The 24858-nt window shown below is 69.5% G+C and carries 24 protein-coding genes and 1 tRNA gene; 8 read left to right on the top strand and 17 right to left on the bottom strand.

Translation table 11 applies throughout. From position 1 onward, the window contains the following. The first annotated feature begins 8 nt into the window (after window positions 1–8). The gene (locus tag G5S38_RS09905) at window positions 9–575 is read left to right on the top strand and encodes a nucleoside deaminase (protein ID WP_268921064.1); all 567 of its coding nucleotides are present in this window, start codon (window positions 9–11) and stop codon (window positions 573–575) included. 230 nt (window positions 576–805) lie between these two features. Here G5S38_RS09905 and uraH read toward each other — a convergent pair whose 3' ends face one another. Both uraH and uraD read right to left on the bottom strand, forming a co-directional pair. Further along, window positions 806–1144 (bottom strand): hydroxyisourate hydrolase, encoded by a 339-nt coding sequence (uraH, locus tag G5S38_RS09900; RefSeq protein ID WP_165067956.1) that lies wholly within the window; start codon window positions 1142–1144, stop codon window positions 806–808. Next, window positions 1141–1632 carry a 2-oxo-4-hydroxy-4-carboxy-5-ureidoimidazoline decarboxylase gene (gene uraD / locus G5S38_RS09895; protein WP_235929000.1) on the bottom strand — a complete coding sequence of 164 codons (492 nt, stop codon included), beginning with the start codon at window positions 1630–1632 and terminating at the stop codon, window positions 1141–1143. The genes uraH and uraD overlap by 4 nt, the downstream gene beginning before the upstream one ends. Window positions 1633–1732: 100 nt before the next feature. Between uraD and G5S38_RS09890 the strand changes: the two genes are divergently transcribed. Next, window positions 1733–2341, top strand: a complete 609-nt coding sequence (locus G5S38_RS09890; RefSeq protein ID WP_165067951.1) for a nucleotidyltransferase family protein — start codon at window positions 1733–1735, stop codon at window positions 2339–2341. Window positions 2342–2372: 31 nt separating this feature from the next. Here G5S38_RS09890 and G5S38_RS09885 read toward each other — a convergent pair whose 3' ends face one another. From G5S38_RS09885 to G5S38_RS15540, 5 genes are all read right to left on the bottom strand, one after another. Continuing rightward, a complete protein-coding gene (locus tag G5S38_RS09885; RefSeq protein WP_165067948.1) occupies window positions 2373–3626 on the bottom strand; it encodes a GAF domain-containing protein in 1254 nt (417 codons plus the stop codon). A gap of 187 nt (window positions 3627–3813) precedes the next feature. After that, window positions 3814–5049, bottom strand: coding sequence for an allantoate amidohydrolase (locus G5S38_RS09880; RefSeq protein WP_235928999.1), 1236 nt, complete (start codon window positions 5047–5049; stop codon window positions 3814–3816). Window positions 5050–5117: 68 nt separating this feature from the next. Further along, a complete protein-coding gene (locus G5S38_RS09875) occupies window positions 5118–6425 on the bottom strand; it encodes a pyridoxal-phosphate-dependent aminotransferase family protein (RefSeq protein WP_165067944.1) in 1308 nt (435 codons plus the stop codon). A 106-nt stretch (window positions 6426–6531) separates the two neighbouring features. Beyond that, complete coding sequence (locus tag G5S38_RS15545) at window positions 6532–6828, bottom strand: helix-turn-helix transcriptional regulator (protein WP_268921065.1); 297 nt, start codon at window positions 6826–6828, stop codon at window positions 6532–6534. Window positions 6829–6867: 39 nt separating this feature from the next. Continuing rightward, window positions 6868–7455: a cupin domain-containing protein gene (locus G5S38_RS15540; protein ID WP_201276646.1), complete on the bottom strand. Its 588-nt coding sequence runs from the start codon at window positions 7453–7455 to the stop codon at window positions 6868–6870. Window positions 7456–7558: 103 nt separating this feature from the next. Between G5S38_RS15540 and G5S38_RS09865 the strand changes: the two genes are divergently transcribed. Next, entirely contained in the window at window positions 7559–8296 is a 738-nt protein-coding gene (locus G5S38_RS09865) for an SDR family oxidoreductase (RefSeq protein WP_165067942.1), read from the top strand. Between the two features lie 51 nt (window positions 8297–8347). On the opposite strand, the gene G5S38_RS09860 is transcribed toward G5S38_RS09865, so the two are convergent. Beyond that, window positions 8348–9961, bottom strand: a complete 1614-nt coding sequence (locus G5S38_RS09860) for an AtzH-like domain-containing protein (protein WP_165067940.1) — start codon at window positions 9959–9961, stop codon at window positions 8348–8350. A 7-nt stretch (window positions 9962–9968) separates the two neighbouring features. Continuing rightward, a complete protein-coding gene (locus G5S38_RS09855; protein WP_165067938.1) occupies window positions 9969–11048 on the bottom strand; it encodes an acetamidase/formamidase family protein in 1080 nt (359 codons plus the stop codon). A gap of 175 nt (window positions 11049–11223) precedes the next feature. Between G5S38_RS09855 and G5S38_RS09850 the strand changes: the two genes are divergently transcribed. Continuing rightward, window positions 11224–11925 (top strand): YoaK family protein, encoded by a 702-nt coding sequence (locus G5S38_RS09850; RefSeq protein WP_235928998.1) that lies wholly within the window; start codon window positions 11224–11226, stop codon window positions 11923–11925. 71 nt (window positions 11926–11996) lie between these two features. On the opposite strand, the gene G5S38_RS09845 is transcribed toward G5S38_RS09850, so the two are convergent. Next, window positions 11997–13415 carry a glycoside hydrolase family 1 protein gene (locus tag G5S38_RS09845; RefSeq protein ID WP_268921063.1) on the bottom strand — a complete coding sequence of 473 codons (1419 nt, stop codon included), beginning with the start codon at window positions 13413–13415 and terminating at the stop codon, window positions 11997–11999. Between the two features lie 322 nt (window positions 13416–13737). Between G5S38_RS09845 and G5S38_RS09840 the strand changes: the two genes are divergently transcribed. From G5S38_RS09840 to G5S38_RS09830, 3 genes are all read left to right on the top strand, one after another. Continuing rightward, window positions 13738–15945, top strand: a complete 2208-nt coding sequence (locus G5S38_RS09840) for a hypothetical protein (protein WP_165067934.1) — start codon at window positions 13738–13740, stop codon at window positions 15943–15945. A gap of 205 nt (window positions 15946–16150) precedes the next feature. Continuing rightward, complete coding sequence (locus G5S38_RS09835) at window positions 16151–16891, top strand: GAF and ANTAR domain-containing protein (RefSeq protein WP_165067932.1); 741 nt, start codon at window positions 16151–16153, stop codon at window positions 16889–16891. 41 nt (window positions 16892–16932) lie between these two features. Next, window positions 16933–17733 carry a GAF and ANTAR domain-containing protein gene (locus G5S38_RS09830; RefSeq protein ID WP_235928997.1) on the top strand — a complete coding sequence of 267 codons (801 nt, stop codon included), beginning with the start codon at window positions 16933–16935 and terminating at the stop codon, window positions 17731–17733. Window positions 17734–17859: 126 nt separating this feature from the next. Here G5S38_RS09830 and G5S38_RS09825 read toward each other — a convergent pair whose 3' ends face one another. Beyond that, entirely contained in the window at window positions 17860–18237 is a 378-nt protein-coding gene (locus tag G5S38_RS09825) for a hypothetical protein (protein ID WP_165067929.1), read from the bottom strand. Between the two features lie 125 nt (window positions 18238–18362). Between G5S38_RS09825 and G5S38_RS09820 the strand changes: the two genes are divergently transcribed. Continuing rightward, complete coding sequence (locus G5S38_RS09820; protein ID WP_165067927.1) at window positions 18363–18746, top strand: DUF6958 family protein; 384 nt, start codon at window positions 18363–18365, stop codon at window positions 18744–18746. 101 nt (window positions 18747–18847) lie between these two features. On the opposite strand, the gene G5S38_RS09815 is transcribed toward G5S38_RS09820, so the two are convergent. From G5S38_RS09815 to eno, 6 genes are all read right to left on the bottom strand, one after another. After that, a tRNA-Leu gene (locus G5S38_RS09815) sits at window positions 18848–18920 on the bottom strand. Window positions 18921–18963: 43 nt separating this feature from the next. After that, window positions 18964–20286 carry an NAD(P)/FAD-dependent oxidoreductase gene (locus G5S38_RS09810; protein WP_165067926.1) on the bottom strand — a complete coding sequence of 441 codons (1323 nt, stop codon included), beginning with the start codon at window positions 20284–20286 and terminating at the stop codon, window positions 18964–18966. Window positions 20287–20347: 61 nt separating this feature from the next. Beyond that, window positions 20348–22087 carry a S8 family peptidase gene (locus G5S38_RS09805; RefSeq protein ID WP_328796674.1) on the bottom strand — a complete coding sequence of 580 codons (1740 nt, stop codon included), beginning with the start codon at window positions 22085–22087 and terminating at the stop codon, window positions 20348–20350. Next, on the bottom strand, window positions 22084–22587 hold the full coding sequence (locus G5S38_RS09800) for a DUF501 domain-containing protein (protein ID WP_165067922.1): 504 nt from the start codon (window positions 22585–22587) through the stop codon (window positions 22084–22086). The genes G5S38_RS09805 and G5S38_RS09800 overlap by 4 nt, the downstream gene beginning before the upstream one ends. Window positions 22588–22591: 4 nt before the next feature. Further along, window positions 22592–23317 (bottom strand): FtsB family cell division protein, encoded by a 726-nt coding sequence (locus tag G5S38_RS09795; RefSeq protein ID WP_165067920.1) that lies wholly within the window; start codon window positions 23315–23317, stop codon window positions 22592–22594. A 20-nt stretch (window positions 23318–23337) separates the two neighbouring features. Then, the gene (gene eno / locus G5S38_RS09790; protein ID WP_165067917.1) at window positions 23338–24618 is read right to left on the bottom strand and encodes a phosphopyruvate hydratase; all 1281 of its coding nucleotides are present in this window, start codon (window positions 24616–24618) and stop codon (window positions 23338–23340) included. Window positions 24619–24858 lie beyond the last annotated feature (240 nt).

Here is a 24858-nt window from a genome sequence, read left to right as displayed (position 1 = left end):
TGACAGGTGTGAGTGAGACGGAGAGCGGTGCGGAAGGCGCGGCGGAACTAGGTGGTGGCGAGGTTGGCGAGGTCGCAGCAGAGCAGGGCGGAGCAGACGGCGGCGCGGCCGACGACCAGCGCTGGCTCGCGATGGCGGTCGAGCTCGCGACGCAGAACGTTCGTGACGGCGGCGGACCGTTCGGTGCGGTGATCGTGCGCGACGGCATGCTGCTCGCGACCGGACAGAACCGCGTGACGCGCGACTTCGACCCGACCGCGCACGCCGAGGTGATGGCGATCCGGGCGGCCGGTGCGGCCCTCGGCGACTTCTCGCTGGCCGGCGCGACCCTCTACACCTCGTGCGAACCGTGCCCGATGTGCGCGACCGCATCTCTGTGGGCGCGCCTCGACCGCGTGGTCTTCGCCGCCGACCGGCACGATGCCGCGCGCGGGGGCTTCGACGACCTGGAGTTCTACGAGCTGCTCACCCGCGACCGCGCGACGTGGCCGACCGTCGTGCAGCCAGTCGACCTCGGCAACCGCACGGAGCCCTTCGACACCTGGCTCGAGACCACCACGCGCACCGAGTACTGACCGCGCGCGTAGCTTTCATCATTCAGGACCGCCCGGCCGGTTCCTCGCATCATTCAGGAGTGCCCGGCCGCAGGCACGCGTAATTCAGGAACGCTGGGCAGATTCGGCGGTGAATGACGAATGGATGCAGCATCTACTGGTCATTCGGGAGCCGCCGGCCTGGTCCCGCCGCAATGGTTCCTGAATAATGCCAACCCGATCGTCGGCGAGAGCTACAAGCCGCGGTCGCCCTACGAGCCGCGGTAGCTGCTCACGCCGTAGGGGCTGAGCAGCAGGGGTACGTGGTACTGCTCCCCCGCGGCGACCCAGAATTCCAGGGCGACGGACGGAAAGAACGCCGTCTGGCCGGTCGCCGCGAAGTACGCCTCGGTGTCGAAGGTGATGCGGTACCGGCCGGGCGCGACGACGTCGTCGGTGAGGTCGCCGATGCGTCCGTCGGCATTGGTCACACCATCGGCGACGGGATCCCAGCCCTCGCGGTCGGGCTCCTCGAACTCCAGCGAGATCGGCACGCCCTGCGCGGGACGCCCGAGCGCCGTGTCGAGAACGTGCGTCGTGATCTGGCTCATGCGGCCACGCTCCCGAGCAGCGTGCGCAGGCGCAGCAGGGCGATCTCGCGCAGCTGCTCGCCCACGATCGCGCGCTCGGTGTCGGGGTCGAGCTCGAGGCGGCGGTGCAGTTCGGCGACGATCTCGGCGCGGGTGCGTCCGGCAGCGCGGATCAGGAACACCCGGTCGAACCGCTGCTCGTATGCCCGGTTGCCCTCGGCGAGCGCTAGCGCGAGGGCCGCATCGTGCTCGTCGGGGGCGCTCTGCTCCGAGCGCGACAGCCCGGCCGACACCGTCTCGCCGAGCGGACGCACCCCGATCCGCGGGTGATGCGCCATTGCCTCGTCCACTTCCGCGTCGCTGAGCGGGGATGCCGCCTCCTCCGCCACGGCCAGCAGCGCCTCGAGGTCGGCGAACGGTGCGGCGGACGCCACGTCATCCACCCACCGCTCGACGGCGAGGGCGGCGGCGAGCGTCTCGCGCAGGTCGGTGTCGGCAATCTCGAGCACGGGTCCCCCAGCGGGCATCGGTACGGGCGTCGGGTTAACTGTAGCGGTGAGCATTCCGGGGCAAGAGGGCACGACGACACCCGCCACGATGCCTGGAGCAATGCCCGCCACGACCCCCACCCCCGTCATCGGCATCCTGCTCGCCGCCGGGGCCGGGCGACGAATGGGCATGCCGAAGGCGCTGGTGCGCGGCGCCGACGGGGTGCCCTGGGTCGAGCGCGGCGTGCGGCGGCTGCTCGAGGGCGGATGCAGGCGCGTCGTGGTGGTGCTCGGAGCCGAGGCATCCACCGCTCGAGGGCTGGTTCCGGATGACCCGCGCGTCACCGCGGTGGTGGCCGCGGACTGGCAGTCGGGCATGGCGGCTTCCATCGCGGCGGGGCTTTCGGCTGCCGCCGACGCGACGGTGGATGCCGCCGCTGCGGTCATCACCCTCGTCGACCTGCCCAGCCTGCCGACTGCTGCGGTGCGCCGGGTGATCGGCGAACGCGGCATCCCCCACGCCACCCCGAATGACGACACCTTGCGGCAGGCGGTCTATTCCGGCACCCCCGGGCACCCCGTGCTGGTCGGCCGCTCGCACTGGGCGGCCATCGCGCGAGAAGTGCGCGGGGATGCCGGGGCGCGACCGTATCTCGTCGATCACGGGGTGGCGGAGGTGGAATGCGGCGACCTGTGGAACGGGCACGACGTCGACGAGCCGCACGGGTAGGTAGTCCGAACACGCCGACGGCGTCACGGCGTCACTCGGTTATGGCGTTGGCGCGTTCCCAGAGCAGGTCCTGCACCATGAGGGCGAGGTTGCGCAGCACGATCCGGTCCTGCTCCGGAAACTCCCGCGGCTGGGTGTCGATCACGCAGAGCGTGCCTACCCGGTAGCCGTCCGGGGTTTCGATGGGGTAGCCAGCGTAGAACCTGATGAACGGGGCGCCGGTGACCCCCGGGTTTGCGCTGAACCGCTCGTCGGTGGTGGTGTCCTCGACAACGAACGCGGCGTCGTGCCGGATGGTGTGGTCGCAGATCGCGTACGCGCGGGGGCTTTGTGCATGCAGCGGACCGCGGACTGCCTTGTGCCATTGTCGGTCCCGGTCGACGAAGGTCACCGTCGCCATGGCCGTTCCGAAGTGCTCCTGCGTCAGCCGGGCTAGGCGGTCGATCTCGTCTTCCGGTTCGGTATCGAGGATCTGCAACCGGTCCAGTGCCTGCTGGCGCCTCAGTTCGTCGACCGTGGCGGCCAGGGCGCTGGATTGATGAGCGCTGTCGACAGCACCGACCATCGCACTATCCACAACCGCATCGTCGACACCCGCGATGTCCGCGCGCGCCCGGTGCATGAGTTCCACCTCCAGTCGCGCCGCCAGGGCGGGGCCGAGGTTTGCTGCCCACTCGCGGTACAGCATTGGCGTGGGCTCCTCGACCGGGAGATCGCTCAGCCGCAGCACCAGGCAGGTGTCTTTTCTCGCTTCACAGAGCTCGGCGAGAGCCTGATTCAGGCCCGACATCCTGCGGTTGCCGCGTGTGATGACAGCCCTCGATGCACCGCGGATGGTGCCCAACTCGCTCAGCTCCAGCACGGCAGTCAGAACGGGGCGTCCGGCGCGTGCCTGGATCCCGTCGAGAACTGCGGCCATCGTCTGCCGCCACACCTCGGTGGGCATGTCTGCGAACGCTTCGGAGTGACCGAGGCTCAGCAGCACCGCGTCTGCCCTGCCCACCACGAGGGAGCCGATTTCGGCGACGAAGTCGACCGCAGCCCATCGTTCCCGCACGTTGACCGAGACGTCCACTCCGCGGTGCAGGCGGGCAGCGAGGGATCGTGCGACTGTGCCGGGCAGCGCCAGGTCATGGCTGAGCACCCCGTGTCCGAACACCACGCCGGTGCCCAGCACGAGCAGCCGGACCGGGTCGGGTCCCGGCGCGTGACACGCGGCGATACCCGGCGGTGGCCTGGGGACAACGCGCCGTGAGGAATACCCCAGGTCGACGAGCCTGTCCACGACGGATTGCACTATCGCGACATTCATCTGGCCCCCGCCCCTGGACACCGCGCGGACGAACCGCGTTGCAACATCACAGGAACCGTATCAGGCCTCTGGGGCAGTCGGGGCGATCCTATATTCATGGGAGCGCGCCCACCCCGACCAACCCGGCCGACCCAGACAGCGACCGCGACGACCGCTCGAATTACCCCGTGTACCCCGCCGCCACAGCCCACACCGCGGCCTCGAACGCGTCCAGCGCGACCGCGACGTCTGCCTCGATCACCGACTCGTCGGGGTGGTGGCTGATGCCTCCCGCGCACCGGATGAACAGCATCGCGAAGTCGGTCACGCTCGAGATCGCGACCCCGTCGTGGCCCGCCCGGCTGTGGAATGCGACCGGCGCGGCATCCCCCGTCGACCGGATGCCGCTCTCGATCGCCGCCCGCAGCCCCGGGTCGCAGCGCACGGCGGGTGCGGTGTAGATCTCCGTGGACTCGAACGAAAGCCCTCGCCGCGCGCAGATATCTTCGGCCGTCTCGCGGATGCGGCGCAGGCAGGTGTCGCGGTCGGCATCGTGTTCCGCACGCAGGTCGAGGCTGAAGTCGACCCGCCCCGGGATCACGTTGACCCCACCGGGAAACGCCTGCAACCGCCCGACCGTGCCGATGGTGCCGTACTCGCGCGACAGCGCCTCGACCGCGACGACGAGCTCGCTCGCCCCGACCAGCGCATCGCGCCGTTTCTCGAACGGGGTGCCGCCGGCGTGCCCGGCCTTTCCGGTCATGGTCAGCGAGAACCTGCGGGCCCCGGCGATGGATGTCACGGCCGCGAGGCTCTTGCCGAGGTCCTCGAGGATCGGCCCCTGCTCGATGTGCGCCTCGAGGTACCCGACGAGGCTCTCGCGACGCCGCGCCGCCCCGGGCAGCCGGGCGGGATCGAGCCCGAAGTCCTGCATCGCCTCGAACAGCGTGATGCCGTCGGCGTCGGTGAGCTCGAACAGCGCGTCGTCCCAGGCTCCCGCGAGCGCGCGACTGCCGAGCAGCGCCGTGCCGAACCGGGTGCCCTCCTCGTCACTGAACGCGACAACCTCGAGCGCGAACGGCAGCGCCCGACCAGACGAGTGGATGCGACCGGCCACCGCGATCGCGAGCAGCACCCCGAGCATCCCGTCGTAACGACCGGCATCCGGAACGGTATCGATGTGCGAGCCCAGCAGCAGCGCGGGCAGGTCGGGCGAGGAACCCTCGAGGCGCGCGCATTGATTGCCCGCGGCGTCTTGCCACGTCGACAGGCCGGCCTGTCGCATCCATTCGCCGACCAGGGCGTTCGCGGCGGCGTGCTCCCTCGAGAGGTGCAGGCGTTCGAGGTGCTCCGGGTTGCTCGAGAGGGTGGCGAGCTCGTCGCAGCGCTCCATGATGAGGGCGGCGTCGCGGCTCACGGGTTCCGCCTCCACAGGCTCGGGTTCCGCCGACCCGTCGCCCGGCGCGCCCGCATCGACAGCGCCAGTCATACCGCGGCGGCCTCCGTCGCCGTGCGCTCGACCTCCGTAGCACCAGCGTCAGCACCGATGCCAGCATCAGACCCCGACGCGGCCGCGTCGTCCGCGTACAGCTCGAGCGCCGCGCCGACCCCGCCGCCGCCGGTGACCCGCACCCCGCCGGTGCGCAGCACCTGCTCGAGCACGGCGAGGGTGGTGAGCACGGTGTCCTTCCGGGCGTTGTAGCCCATGGTTCCGATGCGCCAGATGCGCCCGTGCAGCGGACCGAACGACGTGCCGATCTCGATCCCGTAATCGGTGAGCATCGCGGCGCGTGCCTTGTCGCCGTCGATTCCGTCGGGGATCTCGATGCCGACGACGTTGTTCATTCGGTGGTTCTGGTCGCCGAACAGGGTGAGCCCCAGCCCGGTGAGGCCGGCGGCCATCGCGGCACCGTGCAGGCGGTGCCGCTCGACGGCGTTCTCCATGCCCTCGTCGACGAGCAGGCGCGCGCACTCGCGGGAGCCGTAGAGCATCGTGGTGGCCTCGGTGTGGTGGTTCAGGCGCTTCTCGCCCCAGTAGTCCATGATCATCGCGAGGTCGAAGTAGTTGGAGCGGATCCGCGACGCGCTGACGGTATCGCCCTCGGAACGGATGCCCGCCTCGATGCTCTTGCGCCGGTTGATCACCTCGACCGCGCGCGGTGACAGGCTGATCGGGGCGCTCCCGGACGGGCCGGCGAGGCACTTCTGCAGGCCCGCGGTGGTGGCATCCAACTCCCACGCATCCATGTGGAACTCGTTGCCGGCCAGCGACGCGGTCACGTCGGTGTAGAACAGCACGCCGTGCCGGTGGCACAGGTTTCCGAGTTCTTCGAGGGGCTGCGCGAGCGTGGTGGAGGTGTCGCCGTGCACGACCGCGAGCAGTTTCGGACGCACGTCGGTGATTGCCTGCTTGATCTGCTCGACCGTGAACACGGTGCCCCACTCGACCTCGATCACGTGCACCTCGGCGCCGCAGCGTTCGGCGATCTCGCGCAGCAGGTGGCCGAAGCGCCCGAAGATCGGAACCAGCACGCGGTCGCCCGGCTCGATCAGCGAGACGAGGGCGGCTTCGATGCCGGCGCGGGAGGTTCCGTCGACGAGGAAGGTCTGCTCGTTCTGGGTGTCGAACACCGTGCGGTAGAAGCCCATGGTCTCGGTCATGTAGGCGGTCATCGCAGGGTCGTACTGCCCCACGAGGGCGGCCGACATGGCGCGCAGCACGCGCGGGTCGGCGTCGATGGGGCCGGGGCCCATGAGCAGGCGCGGGGGCGGGTTGATCTGCTGGGTTGCCATGCGTTCGATCGTACTGAGCCGGGGTTACGGTCTCGTGTCATGGGTGCCCCAAGGTTCGCGATGGATGCTGCGGCGGGCGATCAGCGCATGGTGTCCTGCCGTGCGGCTACGAAGTATCGCGAAGTCGCAATCGGTACGACGTCGGCGATTCCCCGAGATGCCGCTTGAATGCCGAACTGAACGCGCTCTCCGAGGAGTAGCCGAGGGTGAAGGCCAAAGCGCCGACACGGGTGTCGCTGTCCCTGAGCTCACGTTGCGCCAGCAACATCCGCCAGTTGATCAGGTAGGCCAACGGTGGGGTGCCGGCGACATCGCGAAAGCGCTGCGCGAACGTGGTGCGCGACATCGAAGATGCGCGGGCGAGGTCTCCGAGGCTCCAACTCCGTCCTGGCTGTTCGTGGATGAGGGCCAGTGCGGGCCGGAGCCGTTCGTCGGTCAGCGCCTACAACCATCCGGCGGGCATGTCGGCGTCGTGGATGAAGCCGCGGATGATGTCGAGAACGAGTAACTGGCCGTACTGGCGTATCGCGAAGTCCGCTCCGACCCTGCGCGCGACGATCTCCGAGAACAGCCGCTGCACGTGCCCGCGCAGTTGCGGGCCGACGGCGCTGGATCCCCCGATGTGCGCGACGGGCGGCAGGGCGCGGAGCAGCAGTTCCTTGCCGGTGGGGTTCAGGTCGACTCGACCACCGATCAGGATGTCGACGTCGGACGCGTTGGCATCGGCGTCGCTGATCACCGCCCCCGCTGATGGCGGTTCCACGACCAGTGCCTCCCCCGGCCCCTCCCCACCCTCCAGGGTCAGCCAGGACCGCCCGTTCAATACCGCGACGTCACCGGACTCCAGAACGATGGGTGCGTCGATCCCATTCGCGGTGAGAGTGGCGCGGCCCCGAACAACCGCGATGAACTTGAGGTCATCATCGATGACGCTGCGCGTTCGCCAGCGGCCCCGAACGGCGGAGCCGCCGGACACGACACTGCGCACCTCGACCAGGTCCAAGACCTCGGAGAGTCGGTCAATTGCCATATCGGGACTTTAGAGCATGTAATGCGGACTCGACATTATTCGCAATCCCGATGACGGGCGGCAGGCTGAATTCACAGTTCGACGTTCGTGAAAGGACACCACCATGACTGACCACATGATCGCCCTCATCACCGGAGGCAACAAAGGCATCGGCCGCGAAATCGCCGCGCAACTGGCGGCGCTCGGCCACACCGTCATCATCGGCGCGCGCAGCCTCGAACGTGGAGAACGAACCGCGGCTGAGCTCCGCGCCGATGGCGGAGCCGTCACCGCCGTCGCGCTCGACGTGACCGATCCCGGTTCCGTCGCCGCCGCTGCCGAGAGGGTCCTGGCCGACCACGGGCGCCTGGATGCGCTGATCAACAACGCCGGGATCAGCCACCAGCCCGGCGCCGACTTCGCCGGCCAGCTGCCCCGCACCGCCGACGTGGACCACGTGCGCTCCGTGTTCGAGACGAACGTGTTCGGCGTGATTACCGTCACGAGTGCGTTCCTGCCGCTCCTGCGCCGGTCCGAATTGCCCCGCATCGTCAACGTCTCCAGCAGCGCGGGATCCCTCGCCGCCATTTCGGACTTCGGCAACACCGATCCGATCGCCCTCGGCTACGTGCCATCCAAGACCGCGTTGACGGCGGTGACGATGATGTACGCCCGGGATCTCGTCTCGGAGAACATTCTCGTCAATGCCGTGTGCCCCGGTTTCGTCGCCACCGACCTCAACGGCCACCGTGGCCTGCTCACCCCCGCGCAAGGTGCCCGCTCAGCCGTGATCATGGCGACGATCCCCGCCGACGGGCCCACCGGCACGTTCACTGACGTGAATGGCCCCGTCGCCTGGTGATATCCGCGGCCGGTGCCCGCACGTGCATGCGCGCGTGCGGGCTTCGGTCAGCTACGCGAGCGCCCGCGCGAACCGCTCGCACGCGTCGATGAGCGCGAGGTCGCTGCCGCGCGGCCCGACGAGGCAGAACCCGACCGGGCCCTCCGCGACCTCCAGCAACGGAACCGACAGCCCGGGCGCCCCGAGGATTCCGGCCACGCAGGTCAGCCGCAGGGTGCGCGCGCGGGTGCGCTCATTCTCTTCCGCGGACGCGGTGGCCTGAGGGGCAGCGGATGACGCGGAGGGAAGCAGCAGCGTGCGTCCGGCGAGGGCGGCCTCGAGCTCGGCCCGCGCCGTCTCGAGGGCAGTTCGGGCGGCCCGCTCGTCCTCTGCGGTGAAGCCGGAGGCCCACGCGAACCGGCTGGCGATGTCGGCCCCGAGCGCTCCCGGATGCGTCGCCACCCACGCACCGTGAACGGCCCACGCCTCGGCGGCCTGCACCGTACGGAAGCACTCGAGCAGTCCATCGGCATCGGGCAGTTCGACGGTATCGAGCGCGGGCACCAACCCTTCGTCGCCGAGCCGCGCAACCGTGTGCTCGAACGCCGCCCGCACGTCGTCGTCGGCGAGCGCACTGAGCGCGTCGCACGTGACGAACCCGGTCACGGTCGCATCGCCGGCGAGGCTCGTGGATGCCGCGGCCCGCAGCATCCCGGCATCGCGGGTCAGCCAGCCCACGGTGTCGAACGACGGCGCCAGCGGAAGGAGCCCGCCCCGGTCGACGGCACCGTGCGTCGTGCGGAGGCCCCAGAGTCCCTGGTACGACGCGGGCACGCGAACCGATCCGCCGGTATCGGTGCCCAAGCCGATGTCGGCCTGCCCGAGGGCGACCGCGGATGCCGGCCCGTTCGACGAGCCGCCGGGGATACCGCCGACGACCGCCGGGTTCGGCGGGGTGCCGTAGTGCGGATTGCGCCCGGCGATGCTGTAGGCGAACTCGTCGGTGCGCGCGATGCCGGTGACCTCGGCCCCGGCGGCAAGCAGCGCGGCGACGGCCGGGGCGTGCTCGGTCGCGGGCCGGGATTCCGCGAGGTAGGCGGGCACTCCCCCGCCGACAGCGTGACCGGCGACATCGAACAGGTCCTTCACGGCGACGCGCAGGCCGGCGAGCGGCAGCGGGTCGATGCGCTGCGGTTGATCGCCCAGTGCGCCCGGCACCAGCGGGGTGCCCACCACCCGCCAGACACTCGAGTCGATGGCGGGCGGGGGCGCGCTCACGTGGGCGACGTCGATCAGCCAGCCGGCGGCATCCCGTCGCCACAGCTGCGTCTGCTGCCCGCGTCCACCCCGCACGGGTGCGCCGACGGTCACGACGAGGGCGTGGTCGTCGTCGATCGCGCGCACATGGGTGCTGTGGATGCTGCGGCGCGGCGTTCCCCCGCGGCGAGCGCGGAACGCGGCGATGCGGTCGTGCCCCACGAGCACCCCGGAGGCATCGCCTCGCAGCGTGTCCGGCCCCGGCGCGAAGAAGGCGTCGAGCGCCTCCACGTCGTTCGCCATCAGCGCCGCTTCGTATGCCTCGACAGCGTCGAGCAGCCCGGCGGGGGCGTCGGTACGCGGCGGCACGGCACCCGGCACGGCGGGTGAATCGGGGTTCACGCGAGAACCGTCAGCAGCAGCATCCATCTGATCCTCACCCACCGAAATCACTCACCCGAATGCGCGCGTGCACGCCCTTCACGAGGTCGACGACCTGCGAGATGTTGAAGTCCGTCGCGGCGCTGAGGTAGGCGTAGGCGAGGTGCGCGTCCATGCCGTAGCGCGCCCGCAGCAGCGCGATCGCGGCCCGCACGCACTGCCGCATCGCCTCGTCGAGGTCTTCGTCCATACCGGTCGGCACCAGGAACTCGCTGGTCTCGGCCATCGGACCGACCAGTTCACCGAACTGCGCGATCGCGTCGGCCTGGGTCACCACCTCGAAGCGCAGGTCGGTCCGCAGCGACGCCTCCATCGCGGTGAGCGACACCTCGCCGTCGCCCTGCGCGAAGTGCGGGTCGCCGACGTAGGCGAGCGCACCGTCGACCTGCACCGGGAGGTACAGCGACGACCCGGCGGTCAGCAGGTTGATGTCGATGTTGCCGCCGTGGCGCCCGGGCGGCACCGAGTGCGGACGCACCTCGTCCGACACCGCGACGCCCATAATGCCGAGGAACGGCGCGAGCCCGAACGTCACCCGCTTCTCGCCGCCCTCGGTCAGCGGAAGCGACCCGCGCCCGTCGGCGTCGACCGACGCGAACACGCTCACCGTCTCGCCGCCGGCCGGGTACTCGTCGGGCAGCGCGCCGCGGGTGTGCCGGTTCGAGATCACGCCGTACGGCACCCGGCGCTGGGTGTCGAGCACGGTCACCCTGAGCAGGTCGCCGGGGCGGGCACCCGCGATGCGGATGGGGCCGCTGACGACGTGGGGTCCGTCGGTCGTACGGTCTCGGGGGTAGCTGGATGCCGCGATCGCCACGGCATCGGCCAGAACGTGGTCGCGGTCCACACCGTGCGCGCCGAAGAATGCGGCGGGGTCGCGCCCCTGGTCTTCGAGGATGCCCTCGTGGCTGAGGGTGTCGATGGTGACCTCGTCGCCCGAGTCGATCGTCATCACCGGGCTGTCGGTCGCGCACGGCAACCGGCCCCAGAGATAGCTGCCTGGCTCCACGGGCACGTACTTCGCCGACCGGATGGGCCCGTCGCCGGCATGGAGGATCTCGGGGTCACCGTGCATTCCGACCGCCCGTTCGCTATCTACTATCGTTTTCACAGCCAAGACTCATCCTCACAGTAGCGTCCGGTCGCCCATGGTTCGGTCGTCGGGTCGGCATGGTGTGGAGTCCTGCCCGCATCAGCCCTGCACCAGTCCCGCCCCGATCCCGACCCGCCCCTCGACCCCTGGAGTACCCGTGCGCAACCGGCTTCGCGAACACCCCGTCGGACTCCACCTCGGCCTGATGCTGGCGCTGACCTTCTCCACCGGCGTGATCGACGCGGTCGGCTACCTCGGACTCGACCGGGTGTTCACCGGCAACATGACCGGCAACGTGGTCATCCTCGGCATGGCGCTGGTGGGAGCTGACGACCTGCCGATCTTCGGGCCGATCGTCGCGCTGATCGGGTTCATGCTCGGCGCCGTCGTCGCCGGACGCACACTGCGATCACTACCCGCCGGCTGGACGACCCACTCCACCGCGCTGCTCGCCGCGGTCGCCGTGGTGATCTCGGCGTCGGCGATCATCACCGGGGTCAGTGGACCCGACCGCCCGGAATGGGTCGCCCTCACCGTGACCGGCCTGCTCGGGCTCGCGATGGGGATCCAGGCCGGTGCCGCGCGGCACATTGCGGTGAAGGATGTCACGACCGTCGTCGTCACGTCGACCATGGTCGGCCTCGCCTTCGACTCCTACTTCGGGCAGCGCGGAGGCCAGCCGTGGAAGCGCCGCCTCGGTGCGCTGATCCTCATCGGTGCGGGAGCGGCGGCAGGGGCCTACCTGCTGAACTTCGGCCTCGTGTGGGGAATGACGCTGTCGGCGGTGATCTCGATCATCGTCGCGATCCTCGGACACATCGGCCGGCCGCATCCACCCAAGCCAGAGAAGACGGCGTAAACGCGAGCCCGGCCCGTCGATACGCCGCGATAGCGCCCGCTGAGGCAGCTACCCGGTCAGCGCCCGTCCAGTCAGCGCCCGCCCAACAGCTGCTGCAGCCAGCGGTAGCTACGCTTCGGCGTGCGGTCGCGGGTGTTGCGGTCGACCGCGACCAGACCGGTCGGCTGGGTGAAGCCCGCAGTCCAGTCCCAGCCGTCGAGGAACGAGTCGATGTCGAAACCGGCGATCGTCACCCCGGCGACGCCGGCGCCTGATGCCATGTCCGACAGCGCGGCGAGGTGATCGCCGAGGTAGCCGATGCGGTGCGCGTCGTTCGGCGGCGAGGTGTCGTCGCCGGGCACCCGTGCGACGTCGGGGTAGCTCGCGCCGGTCGTGACGACCACGGGCGGGAGCGCCTCGCCGTAGTGCGCGCCGAGCTCGCGAAGGGTCGCGACGAGGGCATCCGGATCGGCGTCGAGCTCGACGACCCTGCCCACTCCCGCGCCGATTCCTGCGCCGACGACCCGGCCCGCACCCGCGCCGACTCCCGCGCCGATGCCAGCCGCACCGCCCGCCACGAGCCGCACCGGCCCGCGGTACACCACGCCGTAGCGGTCGATCGGCGCCGACATCACGGCGAGGTCGCGCGGGTCGACGCGCTCGAGGTAGTCGAACAGCTGAGGGGCCGCATCGCGCTGCTCGTCGGAGGGCGACGGGTAGCGTCCGAGCAGCACCGGGTCCGCATAGAGAGCGTGCTGCACGATGCGGTGCAGCGACGCCCGCAACGCGTCATCCATTCGGTCCGACGCCGGCTCGACAACGGTATGAACATTGTCGATACCGATGGTTCCGCGCACGTCGGCCGCGCGCAGCGCCTCGACAGCGAGGCCGTGTCCGAGCAACTGGTGGTGGGCGACCGAGACGAGTCCTGGGCCCGAGTTCACCGAGCCGCCGAGCATGCTGCCGAGGGTCGCGCCGGGCGCGTGGCGGCCCGATCCGTACCCCGACGTGGTGACCGTCGCGGGCTCGGTGAGGGTGGTCCAGGCGTCGACGCGGTCGCCGAACGCCTCCCCCGCGAGGTAGGCGAAATCGGCGAGGCGGCTCGCGGTGTCGCGGTTGAGCCAGCCGCCGATGTGCTGCAGTGGCTCGGGTACATCCCAGTGATGGAGGGCGACCGCGGTGTGGATGCCGGCCCGCAACAGGTCGTCGAGCAACCGGTCGTAGTACGCGATCGCGGCACGGTTGGCCCCGCCGCGACCCCCGGGCTGCAGGCGCGGCCAGCCGAGTGACAACCGGTACGAGTCGACCCCGAGTTCCCGTAGCAGCTGCACATCGCCAGCGGACCGGTGGTACTGGTCAGCGGCGATCGCGGCATTGCTGCCGTCGGCGATGCGGCCGGGCTGGGCCATGAAGGTATCCCAGGTCGATTCGAGGCGTCCGTCGTCGCGAAAAGCACCCTCGACCTGAATCGCCGAAGAAGTCACCCCGACGACGCATTGCGCAGGTATCATGGCCGCGAGGCCGAGGGGGGCCCGTAGCCACTCAGATTCATTGGGGCGGCGCATGGTCTCTCGAATCACTCGAGGGTCGTCGCTGTGAATCCGCAAGGGGGCAGGGCGCACGACCCGAAGGCAGGGTCGGAGGAGGTTCACGCCGACTCCGCACGATAACAGCACCACACCACACGGCATACCCAGCCGTAATTGCATTGGATCCACGGTGACTCACCCGCAACCCGCGAATCACCGCAACGTACCCCGCCGCTCTGGCCGGGGCGTTGCCCGTCTAGCCCGAGTTCTCACTGCAATAGCTATTGCGGCCACGGTCGGCATCGTGCCGCTCGCCGCGGCACCCGCGGCTGATGCGACTGCGGCGGGTGCGGCATCCACCGTCACTGAATTGTCGACCGCAGCGCCGTCTGCGGCACCGACCGTCTCGCCCACTCCGAGCCCCAGCGCCGAGGGCGTCACGCCGACCCAGAAGCTCGAGCCGTTCTCCGAGATCGACGAGGGCCGGCCGGCGGCGATCCCCGGCACCACGATCACCACCGACCCGGCGGGCTTCACCCCGACCGGCACGGTCAACATCGGCGGAACCAAGCAGTCCGGCAGCTCGGTCGAGGTCACCCTCGGTACTGGTGCGACCCTGTGCGAGATTCCCGAGACGGCGGCCACCAACTGGTCGTGCACCGGCGCGACCCTGCCGAATGGTGCGGCAATCCGCCTGGTCGCCACCGAGTCGGTACCCGACGGCACCGCCGCTGCCCCCGGCGAGACCACGGTCGATGTGCTCGCGCCACCCACGATCGACGGCGACGGGGCGTTCCTCACCACCGGGCTCGTCTCCGGGCGCGGGCACGCCAACAGCACGGTGCGAGTCACCATCGACGGCGTCGTCGACGCCAACTGTTCCGCCGTTCCCGTGCAGAGCACCGGGTACTGGGCCTGCAACACCGCGCGGCCCACCGGTGGACCCTTCGTCATTCGCGCCCAGCAGTCCAACGGCGCCATCGCCGGCGGGCAGCTCTCGGCGTACTCCCCCGCCCAGCGGGTCACCATCGACCGGGATGCCCCGGCCAGCGCCGTCATCACCTCGCCCACGAACGGAGGCACTGTAGCCAGCCAGACCTTCACCGTGTCGGGTACCGGCGAGGACCGCGGCAACATCGACGTCTACCTCGACAACGTGCCGGTGTGCTCCACCGTGGTCTCCGGCTCCACCTGGGACTGCGTCGTGGCCGGCATGACGGGCGGGTCGCACACGCTCGTCGCGGTGCAGCGCGATGCCGCCGGCAACTACGCGTCGCCGAGCACACCCGTGCAGGTGTCGCGAGCCGCGGCATCCACCTCGCCCAGCCCGTCGACCACGTCACCGTCGCCCTCGACGAACCCCGGGCGCCCGTCACCGACTACCCAACCCGACAATGGGGCGAATGCACCGCTGCCCGGGGATCCGACCAACCCGGGCGATCCCGGCGACCCGGGATCGGGTGGCTCCGGCGGCTCGGCCGATGGCGATGACGCGGGTGTTCCCCCGGTCGCGCCGACCGATGAGGTTCCGCCGAACTCCCCCGACGAGGCCCTGTCGAACTGGGGTTCGCCCACGACCTTCGGCACCAGCCTCGCCGCGCCCGCCACCTCCGCGACCGCGGCGAGCTGGTACACCGCACCGCTGCTCGCCCTGCTCTTTCTCGCGCTGATCGCCCTGCCGCTGCGCGTGCTGTCGTCGACGGTGCGCGAACGCTACTTCCGTTCGGGCACGCAGCTCACCGGACGCAACCAGGATCGCCGCCACGTCGAACCCGAGGCCGCCCCCGGTCCGGTCGCGGCATGGCTCGCCAGCGGCATCCTCGTGACGGTCGCCGCGGTGTTCATCGCGCTGACCGGCGGGGTGAGCGGCGAGGTGCGGTACCTGCGACTGTTCCTCGCGATCGCGCTGGGTCTCGTGGTGCTCAACATCGTGGGCACGGTGGTCGCGATCCGGCTCGGGGGGATGGTGGCCCGCATCCAACCCACCCTGCGTTTTCTGCCCGTGATGCTACTCGCCGCCGCGATCGCCGCGGTGGTCTCCCGCACGGCCGACCTCGAACCGCCCCTCGTCGTCGGCGTTTTCGGCGGAGCCGCGTTCGCCGCCGCGACCCCGCTGCTGCAGCGGGCGCAGGTCAACCTCGTGCAACTCGGCGTGACGACGGCGCTCGCGGCGACCGCGTGGCTGGTGAACGGTGTCGTCGGGCCCGGCCAGGGCTTCTGGGCGCTGGTGGCGAGCGAGACGCTCACGACCATCTGCCTGGCCGGCCTGGGGTCGGCGATGGTGATGTCGCTGCCCATCGCGTCACTCCCAGGGCGCGCCATTCTGGAGTGGTCGCGGCCCGCGTGGCTGGCCACGGTCCTCGTCATTGCGACGATCACCGCGAGCATCGTGTTCGGCGAGGTGCACTCGATTGCCGCGATGCTGCCATGGATGCTGGCTGCCGCTGCGTTCGCCGCCCTGAGCCTCGCGACGTGGGCATTCGTGCGCTTCATCGAGCCGCAGAACCGCTAGCGCTACCCTGGCGGCCACCGCCACAGCTGACGCGAAATCCGTAACGCCACCGTCACAAAACGGGCCACCCCTGAGGGTGTACTGTCGTCCTGAATATTCCGCTATGGGGTTCCCATCAGGTCTTCTCCGGGCTCGGTTGGCAGTTCCGCGTGCAGCACCGCACAGTTCAGCGCCATGACCGTTCACAGAGAGGCTCGCGACGCGTATGTCCCTCGATGACACGCCTGGCTCCGTTGAGGATGGTTCGAATCCGCAGGATGATTCGAATCCGCAGGATGGTTCGAATCCGCAGGATGGTTCGAATCCGCAGGATGGTTCGCTCGCCGATCCATTCGTCGAACTGCTGCCCGTCGACGGTGCGGCCATCTCGGTGGTCGGGTCGAACGGGAACGAGCACGCGACCATCTCCTCGAGTGACGAGGTCGCGGCGCGGCTGGCAGAATTGCAGTTCGAGCTCGGCGAGGGTCCGCACTGGGAGTGCCTGCGCTCCGGTGTGCCGGTGTTGGTCGACAACGTGGCGACCTCTTCGCCCGAGCGGTGGCCGATCTTCGCGGCGACCGTCGACCCGCTCGGTGCGTTGTTCTCGATCCCGCTCATCATGGGTGCCGCGACCATCGGCGGCGTGGATCTCTATCGGCGGCAGCCGGGCAGATTGAGTCCCAGCGAGCAGGTCAAGGCGGTCAGTCTCGCGGTCGCGGCGGCCGGACCCGCCGCAAGATGGGCGATCAAGAGCGCGGCTGACGACGGATACTTCCCGACCCCCGGTGCCCCCGAGATGCGACGCGAGATCCACCAGGCGACGGGGATGCTGCTGGTGCAACTCGACCTGACCGCGACCGAAGCACTGGCCAGGTTGCGGGGTATCGCGTTCGCGACGAATCGTCCACTTCACGATGTCGCCCACGACGTCGTGGAAGGACGTCTGAAATTTACCGACACGCCCTAAGCCGACGTGTAGCCTCAGACCACGGCTGCAGTATCGCAGTATTGAACGGAGACGAGCCGATGCAAGAGCAGGATTCCCGGGAGGTCCGGCTCAGTGCTGCCTTCGTGAAGCTGGCAGACACGCTGATCGCAGATTACGACATGGTCGATCTGCTCGACACGCTTGTCACCGAATGTACAGCCTTACTCGATGTGAACGCCGGCGGTCTGATGATTGCCGACGCTCGCGGTGAGCTGCAGCTCGTGGCATCCACCAGTGAGCAGGCGGACTTCGTGGAGGTCAACCAGCTCAACGCGGGTGCAGGACCCTGCCTGGACTGCTTCGCGACCGGGGTCGCCGTTTCGGTTGCCGACATCAACGACACCGGCGACAACTGGCCGGCGTTTCGGGTCGCGGCGGCGTCGCAGGGGTTCAAGGCGATGCACGCAACCCCGATGCGGTTGCGCGGCCAGATCATCGGCACGATGAACCTGTTCAGCGTGCGCGCGGAGCAGATCAGCGATCGGGACATCACGGTCGCGCAGGCGCTGGCCGATGTCGCGACGATCGGCATTCTGCAGGAACGCAACATCCGCGATTCGAGCATCCTGACCGAGCAGCTCGAGCGGGCACTCAGCAGCCGGATTCTCATCGAGCAGGCGAAGGGCGTGATGGCCGCGGCATCCAGTATGGATATGGATGAAGCATTCTCTACGTTGCGCAATTTCTCGCGCAACAACAACATCAGCCTGCGGGCCGTGGCCGAGTCGCTCGTGAAGCGCACCCTTCCGGTGTCGACGATCATGCAGGACACCCGGGCGCGCGCGCAGAAGCAGCACACGCCGTCGGGGCCAGCGAAGTAGGCGTAGCGCTGCTGGGACTGACTAGCTCCGGGACTGCCCGGCTGCGCGTTGGCGGGCTGCGCGGCTGCCGGGTGTGGCCGTGCCGGGCTACGGGGCTGCCGGGCTCGCGCTGCTGGGTTTGCCCGTCTAGCGTCCGGCAGACACGAACCCGGGCGTGAATGATGCGCTCGTGGGGTACTCGACCGCTGACCAGCCGTTGATCGGACCCGTGGTCGGTGACCGTACGTGCAGGAAGCGCCGGTAGGCGTGCATGGCGAGTGCGCGGAGGTTCTGGCTGTAGCCGATCAGTACCCGGTTGCTGTGGTCGACCTCGGGCGTGACCGCGCGGTACCAAGTCTCGTCGTCGAAGCGCAGGGTGCGGATGATCGCCCAGGGCCCCATCCACTCGTCGACCATGAGCAGTTCGCGCCCGGGTTCGTCGTCCGTCGCACGCGCGTCGCTGGCGTCGCCGATCTCGCCCGCGTCGCCGATCGGGCGGGCTTGGTCGAGGGGATGCCAGGGCACGTTTTGCTCCAATCTCGGAGCAGCCGGCCCTGCGGTGACGACCTTACGGCAGGGGTGCGACGTGCGGTCGGGTGGTGGGGAGGTACTCAGAATTTGGCTATCGCGGATGGTGCAGAATGGGCGCCATGTCGACTGACCCACACTCCGGTCCGGTGGGCGAGAAGGCCTGGGCCGAGGATGCGCTGGCTCGTGATCGCGGCAGGGTGCAGATGTTCAACGCCACGCGCCCCGACGGACTGGACGGCTGGACCATCGCCCTCGAGCAGTATGACCTCCTGGTCGAGGTCATCCTCGCGACCATCGACCGGTTCGCCGACGACGACGGGTCGGTCCCCCTCCAGCTGATCGTGACCGAGGCGCAGCAGCAGCTCGGTGCGAATGCCGCGTTCCCGGGCGGACGACTGTCGAACTACGTGCGGTACACCAAGGTCGACCTCGAAGCACGATGCGTCGTCGAGCGGGTGCCGCGCAGTTCGCCGCAGCGAGTGCGCCTGTTCGCGGGCTCTTGAGCTGTCGCCCGTCTGCACCGACGGCTACAGTCCGCCTGCACCCTGGGCTGCAGACGGCCTGCATCCTGAGCTGCGACCCGCCTGCACCCTGAATTGGTCAGTACCCCCGGTGGGACTCGAACCCACACTGAAGCGATTTTAAGTCGCGTGCCTCTGCCATTGGGCTACGGGGGCCCGGCCCCAGCGTGATGCCGGGGCCGCGCTACGAACCGGCCGATTACGCCTTCGGGCGCGACGCGTACTCGACAAACGCCTCGCGTGGAGTCTCGCGGGCCTCGATCGACACGATGTCGCGACGCAGGAAGAAGTTCAGGATCCACATCGTGAATACGCGGATCTTGCGCTCCCACATCGGGATGGCCAGGCCGTGGTATCCGCGGTGCATGACCCAGGCGGGCAGTCCCTTGACCGAGATCTTGCCGGACTGGAACACGCCGATGCCAAGCCCGAGGGTGGCCACCGCGCCGAGGTTCTCGTGCTTGTACTCGACGGGAACGTCTCCACGGATGCTGCCCACGATATTCTTGGCCATGAGCTTGCCCTGGCGCACGGCGTGCTGCGCATTCGGCACGCACATTCCGCCGACGCCCTTGCCGGTGAGGTCGGGAACGGCGGCGACGTCGCCCGACGCCCACGCGTCGGGGATGACCCCGTCGTCGTTGATGACGCGGAGGTCGGCCTGCGCGCGCAGGCGTCCACGCTCTTCGGTCGGTAGGTCGGTGTTGCGCAGCACGGGGTTGGCCATGACGCCGGCGGTCCAGACGATGAGGTCGGATTCGAAGCGCTCCCCCGTCGACAGTTCGACGTTGCCGCCGACAGCGGACTTGAGTTGCGTGTCGAGGTGCACTTCGGCGCCGCGCTGGGCGAGGTTCTTAAGCACCCAGTGGCTGGTCTTGAGCGACACCTCGGGCATGATGCGTCCCATCGCCTCGACGAGGTGGAAGGCCACGTCGTCGAACTTCAGGGTCGGGTAGTAGCGCAGCAGCGAGCTGGCGAGGCTGCGCATCTCGCCGAAGACCTCGATGCCGGCGAACCCGCCACCGATGACGGTGAAGGTGAGCAGGCGGTCGCGTTCGGCACCGGCGGGGAGGTTCGCGGCACGGGCGAAGTTCGCGAGGATGCGGTCGCGGATCGCGGTGGCTTCTTCGATCGTCTTGAGGCCGATCGCTTCATCCGCGACTCCGGGAATCGGGAAGGTGCGCGACACGGATCCGGCGGTGACCACGATGATGTCGTAGGCGAACTCCCACGGCTCACCGACCTCGGGCGTGATGGTCGCGGTCTTGGCCGCGTGGTTGATCGCGGTGACGCGTGCGGTGACGACCTCGGACTTGTAGAGGTGACGGCGCAGGGCAACGACCGCGTGACGCGGCTCGATCGATCCGGCAGCGACCTCCGGCAGGAACGGCTGGTAGGTCATGTAGGGCAGCGGGTCGACGACGGTTACTTCGGCTTCGCCGCGGGCGAGCCACTTCTCGAGTCCGAGTGCGGTGTAAAAACCGGCGTATCCGCCGCCAACGATCAGGATCTTTTTGGTCACCCACAAAACTTACACCCGTATTTGCGGGGTGCATTTCGCGGTGCTGGCGGGTTTCAGCGGGTCAGAAGCGCAGCCAGTCGGGCGGGTTCTGTCCCTCGCGCTTCGCACGGGGTTCCGCGTTACCGCCGTCAGTACCGCTGCCGTTGCCTGCGCCCGCGCCCGTGCCGCTACCGGTGCCGCTACCGCCGGACGCGTCGTCGTCGCTCCCGCCGATGTAGTAGCTGTGCGATTTCGTGACGTCGTCGTCACCGTCTGATGCGTACTCGGCGGTGCGCGTGCTGCGGGCGCGGTCCGGCAGGTACCCGGGGAGCCGCGGTACGGGGGCCGTGCGCGGCGACGCGGTGGCGCCCGGCTGCGCATCGTCGGGGGTGGATGCTGCGCGCTGCGGGGTTCCCGTCGCCGCGGCATCCATCGCCCCCGGCCTGGAGCCGACGTGCCAGGCACCGCCCGGGTCAGGGACCTCAGAACCAGTCGGCGCGGCTCCCGCACCGGCGAGGCGCAGGTACTGGCGGATGGCGAGGCGCGCGGTGAAGGCGAGGGCCGCGAGGAACGCGGCGAACACCAGTAGCGGAACCCCCGTGTCGCGCAGCGTGTCGGTGCGCGGCAGCAGGGCGACGAACGGGTTCTCGCGCTCCGGGTCGATGTCGGGCAGCACGACCGGTGGCGCTTCCGATGCGTCTGGCGTGGGCTCGGGGGTGGGTTCCGGGGTGGCTTCGGCGCGACGGTAGACGCGGATCCACTCGGTGAGGTCGCCCATCGGGTTCGCCTCGACTGCGTCGACGTCGGCGGATACCGCGGCGGCCGCGTTCATGAGTCCGTAGCCGTAGATGGGGCTGGGAACGTCGGCGTTCACCGGGGTCGCGGTCTGGATGACCCGGTTGATCACGTTGTTGGCGTCGAGCTCGGGGTGGGCGGATCGCACGAGGGCGACGAGTCCGGAAACCAGCGGTGCGGCGCCGCTGGTGCCCTCCCACTCGAAGTAGCGGTTGCCGGGGGCTGCGCCGACCAGGGACTCGCTCGGTGCGGACACCGAGATGGTGGTGCCCTGCGCGGAGGCGTCGAAGCTGGCTTGTCCGCTCTCGTCGACGCCCGCGACGGTGAGCACGCCGGGCATGGTCGCGGGCGCGCCGACACTGGTGGTGCCGCTCCCCCGGTTGCCGGCGGCGGCGACCACGACGACGTCGTTCTGCATGGCGTAGAGAAAGGCGTCGTCCCAGCTGGTGGGCCAGTCGAGGGTGTTGCGGGTGAGCGACATGTTGATGACGTCGGCCCCGTTGTCGACTGACCAGCGCACCGCCTGGGCGATCTGCTCGTCGGACGTGATCGTGCCGACGCCGAACCCGACCGAGACCGAGAGGATGTCGACGTCGGGGGCTACGCCGATCACGCCGTCGCCGTTGCCGGGGCCGTGCCCGGATCCGGCGAGCAGCGACGCGACCATGGTGCCGTGGTTGCTGTCGTTGCCGACCGGGGTCTGCCCGTCGGGGCTGCCGACGCCCGAGACGTCGGTGCCGCCGACGACTGTACCGGCGAGATCCTGGTGGGTGCCGTCTACTCCGGTGTCGATGACGGCGACGGTGACGCCGGAGCCGCGCGTGGTGCTCCACGCCTGGGTGACGCCGTACGACGACAGCCAGTATTGGCGGTCGCGCACTTCATCGGCTGCGGCGGGTTGGGCGATGAGCAGGATGGATGCCGCGGCGGCCAGCATCGCGACGGTGACCCGTACCGCGGTGCGGGGCGCGGTGGCCCGGGCGGCGCGCGGGGTGACACGCGCGGTGGTGGCCCGGTAACGGCTCACTCGTAGACGGCGCACTGGCAGACGGCGGGCGACCAGTCGGCACGTTCGAGTGCGAGGTCGCCGATCGGGTTGACGCCGGGGCCGGCCGCGAGCGAGTGCCCGGCGAGGGCGTGCAGGCACTTCACCCTGGTTGGCATACCGCCCGCGGAGATTCCGGCGATCTCGTCGACGACCTCGATGGACTCGCGGTCGCTCAGGTAGGCCTGGTGCGCGACGGCGTATCTGTCGGCGGTGTCGCCCTCGAGCAGGGCGGCGAGTTCGGGCATCACGCTGGTGGCTTCGAGGGTGGAGATGGCCGCGGTGGCTGCGGGGTGGCACAGGTAATAGAGGGTGGGGAACGGGGTTCCGTCGTCGAGGCGCGGCTTGGTGGCGACGACGGTGGGGGCGCCGCAGACGCAGCGTGCGGCGATGCCGATCACGTTGCGGGCGGGGCGGCCGAGTTGCTGGGACACGATCTCGATGTCCCGTTCGCTCGGTGGCGCGAAGGGTGGGGTCGGCACGGGGTCAGTCGCCCGATCCGTCGGGAACAGTGGTGTCGGAGCCGGTGCCGTCCGTGGCTGGCTCGTCGGCGGCTGGGTCATCGGTGGTCGTGTCGCCCTCGGTGGCCGGATCGGTGGGGTCGGTGCCGGTGGGGTCGGTGCCGGTGGGGTCGTCCGCCCCCTGGCCGCCCGAGGTGGAGCCGTCATCGGGCACGGTCACCTCCTGTACCGGCTGTTCGGCGGGCGTCGGATCGGTGCCGAGCACGGGTGCGACGATTTCGCCGGCTGCAGCATCCGTCAACCCTGCGGTCAGGACCGAGGAGAACATGGTGCTGATCCAGTCGACGTCGGTGGCCTGGATGTTTTCGCTGATGGGGAGGCCGTCGGGGGCGGCGAGGCTTTCGCCGTCGTCGATCACGAGGAGGCTGAACTCGCCGGGGAACACGTAGTCGAGGCGTTCGCGGGCGCGGGATTCGAGGTAGCTCGTGTCGTCCCAGCGGGCGCGTTCTTCTTCGAGGTCCTCGACGGCGGCCTGCTGTTGGGCGACGGTCGCCTCGAGTGCAGCGATCTCGCGCTGTTGCTCGACGAGGATGCGCAGGCTGGGGGCGAGGACCACGATGGTGAGGATCACGAGCGTCAGGGCGACGATAGTGAAACCCGAGAGGCGGATGCTGCGGAGCCACTTGGTGGGGCCCGTATCCGAGGTCGGCAGCGCAACCGGTACCTGCCGGGTGCGCTGCCGTCTCGTCATGCTCTACAGACTAAGCGGGGTCAGCTGGTGAAGCGGGGGAACGCGCTGCGGCCCGCGTAAGTCGCGGCGTCGCCGAGCTCTTCTTCGATGCGGAGCAGCTGGTTGTACTTCGCGACGCGCTCGGAGCGGGCCGGGGCACCGGTCTTGATCTGGCCGGAGTCGGTCGCGACGGCGAGGTCGGCGATCGTGGTGTCTTCGGTCTCACCGGAGCGGTGCGAGAGCACGGCGGTGTATCCGCTGCGCTGGGCGAGCGACACGGCGTCGAGCGTCTCGGTGAGGGTTCCGATCTGGTTGACCTTGACGAGGATCGAGTTCGCGGTCTTCAGTTCGATGCCCTTGGCGAGGCGGGTCGGGTTGGTGACGAACAGGTCGTCTCCGACGATCTGCACCTTGTCGCCGATTTCGGCGTTGAGCTGTGCCCAGCCCTCCCAGTCGTCTTCGTCGAGCGGGTCTTCGATGGTGACGAGCGGGTAGGCGTTCACGAGCTCGGAGTAGTACGCGCTCATCTCGCCTGCTGACGTCTTCTTGCCTTCGAACAGGTAGTTCTTCTTGTCGAAGAACTCGGTAGCGGCGACGTCGAGGCCGAGTGCGATGTCCTTGCCGGGGGTGAAGCCGGCCTTCTGGATCGCTTCGACGAGCAGGTCGAGAGCGGCGCGGTTGCTGTCGAGGTTGGGGGCGAAGCCACCCTCGTCGCCGAGTCCGGTGCTCAGGCCCTTGTCGTGCAGGATGCCCTTGAGTGCATGGTAGGTCTCGACGCCCCAGCGGAGTGCTTCGGAGAACGTGTCGGCGCCAACGGGCAGGATCATGAATTCCTGGATGTCGACGTTGCTGTCGGCGTGCGATCCGCCGTTGATGACGTTCAGCATCGGAACGGGCAGGGTGTGGGCGTTGGGTCCGCCGAGGTAGCGGAACAGCGGCAGGTCGGAGGAGTCCGCGGCCGCTTTGGCGACGGCGAGGCTGACGCCGAGGATGGCGTTGGCGCCGAGGCGCTTCTTGTTGTCGGTTCCGTCGAGCTCGATCAGGGCCTGGTCGACGAGGCGCTGGTCGGTGGCGTCGAGGCCTTCGACGTTGATGGAGATCTCGTCGTTGACGGCGGAGACGGCCTTCTGCACGCCCTTACCGAGGTAGCGCTTCTTGTCGCCATCGCGGAGTTCGTATGCTTCGAACGCTCCGGTGGATGCGCCGGATGGCACGGCCGCGCGCGAGACTGTGCCGTCCTCGAGCAACACCTCGACCTCGACTGTGGGGTTGCCTCGTGAGTCGAGAATTTCGCGGGCTCGTACTACCTCGATCGCTGACACCAGAGATCTCCTTCGTTTTGCCGGAATGTGGGGTTGCTGCGCTTGTTTCGCGCGCTGGTCATATTACTCGCGGGGCGTAGCCGGGTGGTTGCCGGGGGGTGACGGGCGGTGGGGGGTGGAGGTGGGCGGTGGGTGAGCGGCGGGTGCCGGCGGGGGGGGGGGGGGGGGGGGGGGGCGGGGGGGGGGGGGGCGGTGGGTGCTGTAGACACTGCGCGCAGCGCGCGGAGCGGGGAGGGGGGG

It is taken from the genome of Marisediminicola senii (assembly GCF_011057645.1).
GTDB classification, from domain to species: Bacteria; Actinomycetota; Actinomycetes; order Actinomycetales; family Microbacteriaceae; genus Marisediminicola; species Marisediminicola senii.
The sequence above is the reverse complement of the archived record's forward strand: the minus strand, read 5'-3'. Positions and strand labels throughout refer to the sequence as shown.